The following is an 11,872-nucleotide window of genomic DNA, read 5'->3' as shown; positions in this document are numbered from 1 at the left end:
CTAACTCTTCACCAATGACAAATGACAAATGACAAATGATTAAAAAATGAAATTGCCGCGAACGACTTTAATTTTGATACTACTAGCGCTAGGTTTAGGTAGTTTTGTTTACTTCTATGAAATTCGAGGTGCAACTCAGCGGCAAGAAATCAAGGAGCAAAAACAGAAAATTTTCTCTTTTGGAGAAGATGATGTACAGTCTCTAACAGTCAAGACAAAAAAATTCACCTTGAACCTGGAACGTAGACCTGAATCTAGTAACCCCAAGTGGTTAATCAAATCTCCGATATCGGGCCCAGCAAATGACGCTATTGTTTCTTATTTAATGGATTTGTTGGTCAAGGGTAATAGCGATCGCACTTTATCAACCCCAGCAAAACAGCTTGGAGAATTTGCCTTAGATCAACCCCAAGCAACTATCAATATCACCTTGAAAAACCGACAAAGCCATCAGTTGATTTTAGGTAAATCTAACTTTAACGGTCGTTTCTTGTATGCTCAAGCTGACTCTGCTGTTAAACCAGATGGAAATATAAATGTGCTGTTAGTATCTACAGATTTTGCCAATGCCGTGAATCGGGAACTATCAGAGTGGAAACAACCGATAGATAATAGTCAGAAACTTCCTCCACTGATCATTCCTAAACCGAGTCCGACAAACAGCAAATAATTAATTCCAACTCTGGCGATATTCTTATGACAAGTCCGACAGCAACATTGCTAATTTCTTGCCCCGATCGACGAGGATTGGTGGCGAAGTTTGCCAATTTCATCTATTCTAACGGTGGTAATATTATTCATGCAGATCAGCATACAGATTTTGCTGCTGGGTTATTCCTCACCCGCATTGAATGGCAGTTAGATGGATTTAATTTGCCGCGAGAATTTATTGCCCCTGCATTTAATGCCATTGCACAACCTTTAGATGCTAAGTGGGAAATACGTTTTTCTGATACAGTACCACGTATTGCTATTTGGGTAAGTCGGCAAGACCATTGTCTATTTGATTTAATTTGGCGACAACGCGCCAAAGAATTTATTGCTGAAATTCCTTTAATTATTAGCAACCATTCTAATTTAAAGGTAGTGGCAGAACAATTTAATATTAACTTTCAGCATATTCCTATCAATAAAGATAATAAAGCAGAACAAGAAGCCCAACAGCTAGAATTACTCCGCCAGTACAAAATAGATTTAGTTGTATTGGCAAAATATATGCAGATTGTGAGTGCAGATTTTATTAGTCAATTTCCGCAAATTATTAATATACATCATTCATTTTTACCAGCTTTTATCGGCGCAAACCCTTATCACCGAGCTTTTGAACGTGGTGTGAAAATTATTGGTGCAACAGCACATTATGCCACTGCTGATTTAGATGCAGGGCCAATTATTGAACAAGATGTAGTGCGAGTTAGTCACCGTGATGAAGTTGATGATTTGGTGAGAAAAGGCAAAGATTTAGAGAGAATTGTATTAGCAAGATCAGTGCGATTGCACTTACAAAATCGTGTATTAGTCTATGGTAATAGAACAGTAGTATTCGAGTAAATAATGCTCAAGTTACTTAAAGTTGCAGCTATACAAAAAAGTCCACTTATGTGGACTTGAGAAAATAATTATTTCAAGAATTGACGTAGGTGTTTTAGTTAGCTGAAACTAACTCTGTCTCATCTTTTGATTTATCTCTGATTTTAAAGTAGTAATAAAGATTACCAACAGTTAGGTCTGATGCCTGCTGTAAATTAGATGTAACTAATGTTTTATAACCAGTAATTCCAGCTTGTTCACTAATATAAAATTCGTACTCTCGACGTAGTTCAGGCTCAAATAGAAATAACAACTGGTCACGAAGCGAATAGAAATGAGACTTTTCGGCTAAACTCTCATAGACTAATTGTTCTGGCGGTTCAGCTAAATTGATTGTAGAGTTGTGAGTATCTAGACTATTAAAATCAGCGCTAGCTAAAAGTTTTAATTCTGATGAAGGAAGCGATTGCATCCAATCAACATGATTTTGCCACGAATCCAATACTGCTAAATCATGATTTTTAATACGAATAATTTCGGGGAAGAGAAAATCAAGCTCATCATGTGATTCGCAGCGATTAATTACAGTGAGAGCATCTTTACAGATTTTATCTTGGAGATGAGACAGGCGATCGCTCACTGCTGAAACTTCACTCTGCACTTGATAAGTTACAACAATCGCCTGTTCAATTGCCCACGCGCATTCAAGTCTGCGTAGTTGACCGGCTGCACAGGTTTCTTCTAGTAGATGCGGATTGCTGTAATCTGCTAAAGCTGTAAATAACATTCCCCTCACGCCATCAATTTCAGCGTTTCTTCGGCTGAAATCTTGTAATTGCATGGCTGAACGAAAGCGGTTCATCGCCTGGATAAACACTCCATACGCTCTCACTAAAGCTGTGCGGTGTTGTTCAAATTTGATGTCTTGGGCTACTTGTTCGATTATTTCTCTAATTTCTACTCCTTGGTCTCTTAAGGCTTGTTTCAAGTCAATAAAACCGTTTTTGACTTCCAGTCTCATTTGCTCTACTTCTTTTCTTAATTTCATTGTCTGATGCAGGTTGACTGCTGTTAATGCGACACCTGCGATCGTTCCCACACCAATCAAGGCTGTAGTTGCTTGCAGCACACCCAAGCTAGTCTGTATGGTTTGCAATCCATTCAGTACTGCTGTAAAGCCTTGCTGAGTTTGATACATCTGCGCCCCACTCGCCACTAGATTAGAAACTGCTATCAGTGGAGATAAAGGGCTGTTGTTAACAGTAGCACCAATAGCATGGCTAACAAACTGTCCGGTAACTGTATCTCTAGCCATGCTTAAGGGTACTCCATTGCTAAAGACTTGTAGATATTTCCCAGCATCAATACCAGCTTGAATTGCAGGCGCAAATTGGAACAGCATATTTTTAGGTTGCTAAAAGCTAATTTTCTTGAGCCTAACTGGTATAAAAAAGTAAACATAACCGTATTTATTCGGTATATTAATAAATTTTGTCTAAATCTGGGCATACTAAGCCTGAAAACTTATTGCCTTACATAATTTATGGATACTTCACTAGTTAACTCTCAGACTGTTGAGCTATTGTCCCAGATTACCGGACAAAAACTGACTCCAAAAAATCTTACGCCACCCGTAATATTTCTGGCAAATTTAGTCACAGTGCTACTAGGAGTGATATTTGTAGATGGCACAGTCGCAGAGTCAGAAAAGCAACGTTTATTAACAACCCTTTATCGATTTAGTAATCCAGAGAGTGATGTGCGTAAGTTGACACATTTGATGATTAAGGGAGTCAAAGAAAATCAAGTTTATAAGCAAGTTAATAATTTACTAGCATTGGCGGCTCCGCTTTCAGAGTCAGAAAAGCTTTTATTAATTGGCTTTGGCTATGAAATGTCAGCAGCCGATGGCGAAATTGACTCACGCGAGAAAAAATATTTGGAAATACTTGCCAAACACTTAGGCATTAAACCACAACACTTAGTAGTTTTAGAGGCTGGTTTTACACATCAATCAAATGTGGAGTCTATTGCTTTAGATGAAGTACAATTTCTACTCAATCCTACTCGATTTCAACACCTAGATACTATATTTGTTAAAGCTGCAAGTGATATGCTAGCGGCTCTACCCACTAAACCAGAATATAAAATAATTAAACCACAGAGAAACATATCTTACGGAGAATTGACAAAATTTCAAGAAAATCGCAAGCAATTAGAAACTTATTCTGATCAAGTTTCTCAGATAATTAAAGATTGTAATCAACATAGTTTTTTACCTTCTACTTTGATAGAGGAAATAGAAGAAATATCTCAAAAAATCAAAGCGCAACGTTTTCGGCTAGCAGTTATAGGCGAATTCAGCAAAGGAAAATCAACCTTACTTAATGCTTTATTAGGTGAGGAAATTCAACCTGTAAGAGCAATTCCCTGTAGTGGTACAGTCACGGTTCTCAAATATGGAATAAAAAAGCGCGTATTCTGTTCCTATAAAGATGGACGCTACGAAGAGATCCCTTTTGAACAGTATAAAGTCAAGGCAGCTATTTCCAAAGAAGCTGCAACAGAACATCGTAGTGATGAACTAGCACAATCTGATATTGAAGAAATTATTTTTGAGCATCCTGAGTTAGCTTTATGCAAAAGTGGTGTTGAAATTCTAGATTCTCCTGGACTAAATGAACACCCTGATAGGACATCTATTACTTATAAATTGCTGAAAAATAGTGATGCAGTTATTTTTCTGACGCATGCTACGCATCTACTTAGTGAAAAAGAAAAAGAATTGATACAAGATGTGAGATACCGACTTAATGGTAATCGTCAAGATTATCCTGCTGAAAATCTTTTTATTTTAGTGAATTTTATGGATTTACTTGATGAAGAAGAAGATCGTCAAGATGTGAAACAGCGGCTAGAAAGTTTTATTAAGAACAAAAACTTACTTTTATCAAATGGTGAAGACCGTATTTACTACATTTCTGCAAAAGCTGCCTTAAAGGCTATTCTAAACAATAGAAGTGATGATGAATACCTAAAAAGTTTCCATGCTTTCACTCAATCTTTAGAAAAGTTTTTGACAATTGAGCGCGGTTATTTACAAATTAAGCAATTCGTAAATAAAATTAACGACCATATTCAAGAAGGATTAGACAGTCTGCGTCAGGCTAAGGATACTTTAGACGGTAATATAAAACTTTCTGAAGCTGAAAAATTAGAAATATTAGAGCAAGTTGGAGAAGCAAGTGGACGTGATGTCAGAATACGAATTTTAGCTAATGAAGTAAGAGAACTAGCATTTGAACAAGCAAATGAATCTTGGGATGAATGGATTGAAGGGTTAGGTGAAAAATTGGCTAATAAATTAGAACAATGGACTTCATCACATAATCCAATTTTTAATCAACAGCAAGTCAGACAAGATTATGTTAACCACTTCATACATGATTTACAAAATGAAATAGATGAATGGGGTGAAAAAGAACTTAAGACTAAAATACTTAAACCACATTTTGAAATTTTAGAAACCTGTATTAATGAAGAATTAAATGCACTTCAGGATAAGTTAAAAATTATTGATAAAGAAATAAATACTGATTTCAGTAAGCAAATAAATTTTGCTATAAGTGATATTGGAGATAGTTTTGGTGATTTGTTTTCTTATGTTGGAGGTGGTCTTTTTGCAGGTGGAATAGGTGCTGGTTTACTCATGTTACTTGGATTAGGTGGCCCAATTATGTGGGCAGTAACGGGTATAGGAGCTGCAATAGCTGGAGCTTTTGGATTTGGGGTAGGTGGAATTCACGATCAAATCAAGTTAAAAGTCTTTGAAACAGGCTGTGAAAAATTTGTAGAATCGACAGAAGAACTTACAAATAAAATTACTGAAACTATTGGTTTACTTTTTGATAATCGAGTTGAAGCAGCAGTTAAAGTTATTGAAAAGTCTATTTCTCTGTGCGAAAATCTCCTAGAACAGCAGGAAAAAGCTCACAACGAAACTTTGGAACAACGGGAGGCTGAAAAGATGTGGATTGACCAAAAGCGCCAAGAACTTGAGCAAGTACAGAATGGGCTGGAGGTCATTATCAGTAAATGTGGAAAAGATTAGAAAAGCCTTCAATGACGATAAAGATATCAAACAAGTTTTGCATCGATATTAAGTAAAAGGATGAAAAGTCATGACTTTTGCCTGAAAAATTACGAGATGCGATCGCAACTACAGTAATCCTATTCGATTTGCTTTCAGAAGATTTACTCCCCTTCTTCAATTTTTAGCGTAGGCGTAGCTCAGTGCAGGTATCGCATGTCCCTACGTCCGCGATAAAATTCTCAAGCACAACAGCGCACTCCATACCAATGCAAATTAACTGGCAAACTGCCAAAACCTACGAAGATATTCTGTATCAAAAAACTGATGGTATTGCGAAAATCACCATCAACCGCCCCCACAAACGCAATGCTTTCCGTCCTGAAACCGTCTTTGAACTGTACGATGCTTTCTGTAATGCTCGTGAAGATACTACTATTGGTGTTGTCCTATTTACTGGCTATGGCCCACATACTGATGGCAAATATGCCTTCTGTTCTGGTGGCGACCAAAGCGTGCGGGGACATGCAGGTTACGTGGATGATACTGGCATCCCTCGCTTGAATGTGCTGGACTTACAACGCCTGATTCGTTCCATGCCGAAAGTGGTGATTGCTTTAGTGGCTGGATATGCGATCGGTGGTGGACACGTTCTACAGTTGATTTGTGACCTGACCATCGCCGCCGATAACGCTATTTTTGGACAAACTGGGCCGAAAGTCGGTAGTTTCGACGGTGGTTTTGGAGCCAGCTATCTCGCCCGCATCGTGGGACAAAAAAAAGCTAGAGAAATTTGGTTTCTCTGCCGCCAATATGATGCACAACAAGCGCTAGAAATGGGCCTAATTAATTGTGTTGTTCCACTGGAACAACTAGAAGCGGAAGGTATTCAATGGGCGCAAGAGATTTTAGAAAAAAGCCCGATCGCAATTCGGTGTCTCAAAGCCGCCTTCAACGCTGATTGTGACGGACAAGCTGGTTTGCAAGAACTCGCTGGCAACGCCACTCTACTTTATTACATGACAGAAGAAGGGTCTGAAGGCAAACAAGCCTTTCTCGAAAAGCGTCCACCAGATTTTCGCTCTTTCCCTTGGTTGCCTTAGAATTGCAAAAATCGCACCTCACTAAAGGGTGCGATTTTTTTAAATATCAACTTTTACAGCACTAAAAATCTTAAAAGCAAATCTTATTTTAAGTAGACTACAAACTCAGTCCAGTAATAATGGATGACTAAATAACCACTGCTTTAGTCTTTACCTGTTCAGATATAGAGACCGTGATTTCCTCTATCGGGGCAAGAGCAGTATTGTCTAAATCTGAAGCTAGAGATTGACAAGACGCTAAAACTGGGGCTGCATCTGGCAAACCCCAAGCATCTTCTAAGGTTTCCCAAGAAGGTGCAAAAGGTGGGAGTGCCAAAGAGCAAGCCTTCCAAGCTGCTTGAACTGGTGCGCCCAACTGCTGGCACGTTCCACCACGGCGACCCTCTGGCTGGTAATGACGGCAATATTTACAGGCAGATGCTAAAACTTTAATGGGTTTCATTAGGATTCATCTTTAGTGTCGTTTCTGGCTGAATTTCATCTTTATATTTTGCTTCTATATATAAAGACGGAGAAAAGCCAAAAAGTCATTATTTGCTATGGGTTTCAGCGATCCCAAGTAAAAAATAAACTTCAGGATATTTTTATAATCTTGTTATATATTTAAATAATCCTTAGAGCAGTTACATATAGATATCGTCTAAAACTTATTAGGGATCAAGATTAAAACTAAAGCTTTTGATTTCTCCAGGCTTTTAACTTCTTTCTTAAGTCCTCCTTAAGGCAGAGAATTTTAGATAAATGGTCTGCTTTCCATATCACATTCGGCAGATTTTGGCAGTAAATTATATTTTTTCTCAAGATTCAGAACTCTTTGATGTAATGGCAGCAAGTTAGTTCAGGACAAATTCTGCTTAACGAATAATGCTCAACTATTTTGCCTTCAAAACCGTTTAGCAGCACAGACAGAACAGACTTCCCAGCGTTGGAGTTCCCCTGCTGGGGTGGGAGATTGACATTGGGGACAAAGGGGTAAGCCATACGATCGCGATCGCATAATCTTTGTCCAATGTCCAAAAGCCGCATTCACATCCTTCGTGGGTGTAACATCAGGGTGTTTAATCTCATCACCAAGATAACTGGGATGCTCATCGGGCGAAACCGATTGTTGCTGTTTTCTCTCCACAGATCGATTTTGCCAGCCAGCAGTAGAGAAGCGAATATCAAGCAAAGGCGTTGGCAGCTTTTTATTTAACTTTAAAAGTAGAGATGTGCGACCAAAAGTCAAGTTTTGCGCCCAAGCAGCACTAGAAGTTGCTACCGACAAAACATCACGCTGAATCGACAATGGCCGAGTATTTGCAGCAGCGACAGGGCCAACAACTTCTGCCCAACACTTAAGCAAAAGTTGAAATGGTTGCTCCTGCCATTTAGCCTGCTTTTCCAGAATCCCTAAAATATCATTAATTGATTTCAACGACATCGTTAAAAGTGGGGAGTGGGAGTGGGGACTGGGGACTAGGGAAGATGAGCGAGCAGGGGAGCAGGGAGCAGGGAGCAGGGAGAAGAATTCCCCTCCGCCCCCCGCACCCTGCCCCTCTGCCTCTTTTCAATGCCCAATACCTAAATCTATTTAAATAATTTCCGCTACTATTGTCACAAATATAATTCCAACAATCTACGCTTGAGGCACAGAAACAATGACTCAAAACCCCCTTAAAGATTCCGATAATCATCAATTGTCTAAAACACCTGGGTTGAAACCAGCACTAGCAGCAGCATTAGCGAGTTTAGAGGTACCGCTAGATCAAGAGTTAGCTCGATATCGACGTACACGAACTGGTTTAGTATCAAATCAGTCCCGTGTTGCAAGTTACATGAGTAATCAATCCCAGCCATTAACTGCCATTCCTACAACATCGGGCACAACTCAGTCATCGGTAACAGAAATTAAAACTAATGTGCCACCGACATCTGTACCCGTTAACCATCAGGGAACCCCAGCGCCAACGGCAAAAATTGACGTACCACCCACATCTGTAGCAGTGAATCCTGAGATTAAACCAGCACTAGCTACGGCAAAAACCGAGGAACTGAATAATCTTAATAATCTTAATGTGCCCTCTACCTCCGATTCTGCTAAAACACAAACTCAACTTCCACCACCCCCACCCAACTTTAGTAGCAGCATTGTGCCAGCACTCGTTAAAGGGACTAAAAGCGAAAATCTCTTGGAACCAGATAACACTCCTAAGCACCCAGATGACTATTTAGAATCTAGTGAAGCACTGCTGCGAAGTCTGGCAGAAGAACAGCCAGAAAGCAAGAATCCAAGTAATTCTAGTGACACTCTGTTATCACCTTTGGGAATTGGCTCGATGTTGCTACTACTGGTGGCGAGTCTTACCTTGGGTTATGTAGTGTTCAATCCCAAAAGCTTACCACAATGGAATTTAGGCAATTTGTTTAATGGGAACTCGTCTCCCACACCAGAAAATGCTGAAGAAGTTGGCAGTAATGTTCAACGCCAAATCCAGCCACCAAGTACATCTATGCCCAAATATCCCAATCTCGCTAATGAAGAGTTTCCTGAGGTGAGAGATCCTAATGATGTAGTTGGCTTAAAACCCAAAGTCCAACCAAACCCCGCAGTAGTCCCTAATCCAGTAGTTCCTCAAAATCCCGCAAATCCTGAGGCCAACACAGCCTTAAAACCGACAAATCCGATTGCCTTAGCACCAGTACCGACGCTACAATCCTTGCCTCCTCTGAATTTGCCTCTTACTTCACCGATAAAAACCTCGCCTAAGGCGATCGCTACTTCACCAAAACCGAATGCAGAAATCAAACCAGGAACAGATGGGTTCTATCATGTAGTGATAGATAATAAAGGCGCAGCTTTTGCGTCAGCACGGCAAGTAATTCCTGATGCTTATTTATCGCCCAGCAAAGAATTGATTTATCTGGGTGCTTTTAAAACTAAAGAGCAAGTAAAACAACAGATGCAACTTTTACAGGCAAGGGGAATCAAGGCACGGGTTCAGTAGCCATAAGTTGTAAAAATTTACGATACCATAAGATAACAGTCCTGAGTCAATGAGTGCTGAGTTGTGTTAGCGGATAGCTAAGGTTTAGCCCGTGCTAAGTGGTAAGTAGTAGAGACAAAATCTTATTTGTTGACGACCCTACAACAATAATTCTTATACTCAAGACTTTGATTGGGCATTCAGCACTCTATAACTAAATTCATTACTCAGCACTCAGCACTCTATAAGTAAATTCATTACTCAGCACTCATCACTCACCACTGGATTTGGATTTCGTGAATGGAGAGCCGACATGGAATTAATCAACCGTATTCTGCGGGTGATTCGCGCTAATTTCAATAGTTTGATTAGTGGTGCAGAAGATCCAGAAAAGATTTTGGAGCAAGCTGTTCTGGAGATGCAGGAAAATCTGGTGCAGTTGCGGCAGGGTGTTGCACAAGCGATCGCTACCCAGAAACGCACTGAACGCCAGGCGGCGGCTGGCCAGTCTCAAACAGAAGAATGGTATCGTCGTGCCCAATTGGCGCTACAACAAGGCAGCGAACCTCTAGCACGCGAAGCATTGACTAAGCGCCAAGCCTATAAAGAAACCACTACAGCCCTATTTTCCCAGATAGAGCAGCAAAACGAGATAGTAGTTAGGCTAAAAAAGGATATGCGATCGCTAGAGTTAAAAATTGCCGAGGCGAAAACAAAAAAAGATATGTATATTGCTCGCGCCCGTTCTGCCGAAGCATCTTATCGGCTCCAGGAAATGCTCGGCACAACTTCTACCACTAGCAGTCTGAGTGCCTTTGAGCGGATGGAAGAAAAAGTTTTACAAATAGAAGCTCAATCAGAAGCCATAGCTCAACTTAGTAGCGACGACTTGGAAACACAATTTACTTCTTTGGAATCTAATGATTTAGATACCGAATTGGCAGCGATGAAAGTACAGGTTCTCAACCAGGCAGAAAACACACAGCACGAAAGTCTCCTTACCCAGGAGAGCCAAAAGACAGCGCAGCCTCCCCAACAGCAGTTACCCAAAACTCAGGACTCTTGAAAAAGAGGCAGGGGCAGGGAGCAGGGGGATATAACAGAAAGAGGATTGATTCGACTCTTGCCTGCTTTGCAACGCTTGTCGGCTCAAAGCTTAGGTCATTTCACCCTGCTCTTTTTCCCCCAGCAAAGAGCCTCTTCTTGAAGTTCGACTAATTACCCTGATTTGGCGATATCTTAACAATTAGGAGTTGTGAGGAGATACTGATTCAAACTGGAAAGATTACATTGAAATAGGTAGCTATAAAAAAGTAAAAAAGCTAACTGTCCAACAAAAAGCGTAAATTACACAAGGAAAAACAAAGTTATGGGATTATTCGATCGCATTAAGCGAGTAGTTAGTTCTAACCTCAACGACCTGGTTAACAAAGCCGAAGACCCCGAAAAAATGCTAGAGCAAGCCGTCCTGGAAATGCAGGAAGACTTGGTGCAGCTGCGTCAGGGAGTAGCGCAGACCATCGCCGCCCAAAAACGCAGTGAGAAACAGTACAATGATGCCCAAAATGAAATCAATAAGTGGCAACGCAATGCCCAACTAGCACTGCAAAAAGGTGATGAGAACTTAGCACGACAAGCTCTAGAGCGCAAGAAGACTTATACGGATACCAGCGCCGCCCTTAAAGCTAGTTTGGATACCCAAAGCACTCAAGTTGAAACCCTCAAGCGCAACTTAATCCAGCTAGAAAGCAAGATTTCTGAAGCTAAAACCAAGAAAGAAATGCTGAGAGCTAGAATCACCACTGCCAAAGCCCAAGAGCAACTCCAAGGCATGGTGCGTGGGATGAATACTAACAGTGCAATGTCTGCCTTCGAGCGCATGGAAGAAAAAGTCTTGATCCAAGAATCCCGGGCCCAGGCAGCAGGAGAGTTGGCGGGTGCAGATTTAGAAAGCCAATTTGCCCAGTTGGAAGGTGGTAGCGATGTTGATGATGAGTTGGCAGCTTTAAAAGCGCAATTGCTACCACCCGCAACTCCCCAAAATCAAGCCCAACTACCACCGCAACAACAAACCCCTGCTCCTAATCCTAAGTCTAATGAGGTGGTTGATGCCGAGTTGGATTCCCTACGCAAACAATTGGATCAACTGTAAAATTGGTAGAAAACTTATTTGAGCTAGTCCC

Annotated in this window: 10 protein-coding genes; 7 read left to right on the top strand and 3 right to left on the bottom strand. The window is 40.5% G+C overall.

Annotation, left to right across the window (positions count from 1 at the left end):
* The first annotated feature begins 46 nt into the window (after positions 1-46).
* Both HWQ39_RS30705 and purU read left to right on the top strand, forming a co-directional pair.
* Positions 47-670, top strand: a complete 624-nt coding sequence (locus tag HWQ39_RS30705) for a DUF4340 domain-containing protein (protein ID WP_292853727.1) — start codon at positions 47-49, stop codon at positions 668-670.
* A gap of 26 nt (positions 671-696) precedes the next feature.
* Entirely contained in the window at positions 697-1,551 is an 855-nt protein-coding gene (gene purU / locus HWQ39_RS30700) for a formyltetrahydrofolate deformylase (protein ID WP_292853726.1), read from the top strand.
* A 94-nt stretch (positions 1,552-1,645) separates the two neighbouring features.
* Here the strand turns inward: purU and HWQ39_RS30695 are convergent, their stop codons facing one another.
* Positions 1,646-2,932, bottom strand: coding sequence for a hypothetical protein (locus HWQ39_RS30695; RefSeq protein WP_292853725.1), 1,287 nt, complete (start codon positions 2,930-2,932; stop codon positions 1,646-1,648).
* Positions 2,933-3,073: 141 nt separating this feature from the next.
* On the opposite strand from HWQ39_RS30695, the gene HWQ39_RS30690 reads away from it, so the two are divergent.
* Together HWQ39_RS30690 and menB are read left to right on the top strand one after the other, a co-directional pair.
* Positions 3,074-5,641, top strand: a complete 2,568-nt coding sequence (locus HWQ39_RS30690; protein ID WP_292853724.1) for a dynamin family protein — start codon at positions 3,074-3,076, stop codon at positions 5,639-5,641.
* A gap of 248 nt (positions 5,642-5,889) precedes the next feature.
* The gene (menB, locus tag HWQ39_RS30685) at positions 5,890-6,723 is read left to right on the top strand and encodes a 1,4-dihydroxy-2-naphthoyl-CoA synthase (RefSeq protein WP_292853723.1); all 834 of its coding nucleotides are present in this window, start codon (positions 5,890-5,892) and stop codon (positions 6,721-6,723) included.
* Positions 6,724-6,850: 127 nt separating this feature from the next.
* On the opposite strand, the gene HWQ39_RS30680 is transcribed toward menB, so the two are convergent.
* Both HWQ39_RS30680 and HWQ39_RS30675 read right to left on the bottom strand, forming a co-directional pair.
* Positions 6,851-7,165 carry a hypothetical protein gene (locus tag HWQ39_RS30680; protein WP_292853722.1) on the bottom strand — a complete coding sequence of 105 codons (315 nt, stop codon included), beginning with the start codon at positions 7,163-7,165 and terminating at the stop codon, positions 6,851-6,853.
* Between the two features lie 441 nt (positions 7,166-7,606).
* Positions 7,607-8,146 (bottom strand): DciA family protein, encoded by a 540-nt coding sequence (locus HWQ39_RS30675; protein WP_292853721.1) that lies wholly within the window; start codon positions 8,144-8,146, stop codon positions 7,607-7,609.
* 217 nt (positions 8,147-8,363) lie between these two features.
* Here HWQ39_RS30675 and HWQ39_RS30670 point away from each other — a divergent pair, with 217 nt between their 5' ends.
* The 3 genes from HWQ39_RS30670 (at position 8,364) to HWQ39_RS30660 (ending at position 11,841) form a co-directional block, all read left to right on the top strand.
* Entirely contained in the window at positions 8,364-9,710 is a 1,347-nt protein-coding gene (locus tag HWQ39_RS30670; protein WP_292853720.1) for a hypothetical protein, read from the top strand.
* Positions 9,711-10,002: 292 nt separating this feature from the next.
* Positions 10,003-10,755, top strand: coding sequence for a PspA/IM30 family protein (locus tag HWQ39_RS30665; protein ID WP_292853719.1), 753 nt, complete (start codon positions 10,003-10,005; stop codon positions 10,753-10,755).
* Between the two features lie 303 nt (positions 10,756-11,058).
* The gene (locus HWQ39_RS30660) at positions 11,059-11,841 is read left to right on the top strand and encodes a PspA/IM30 family protein (protein WP_292853718.1); all 783 of its coding nucleotides are present in this window, start codon (positions 11,059-11,061) and stop codon (positions 11,839-11,841) included.
* The last annotated feature ends 31 nt before the right edge of the window (positions 11,842-11,872 follow it).

The sequence above is a fragment of the Nostoc sp. NMS8 genome, from assembly GCF_017115045.1.
Classification (GTDB): Bacteria; Cyanobacteriota; Cyanobacteriia; order Cyanobacteriales; family Nostocaceae; genus Nostoc.
Note: the sequence above shows the minus strand (reverse complement) of the source record. Positions and strands in the feature narration are given on the sequence as shown.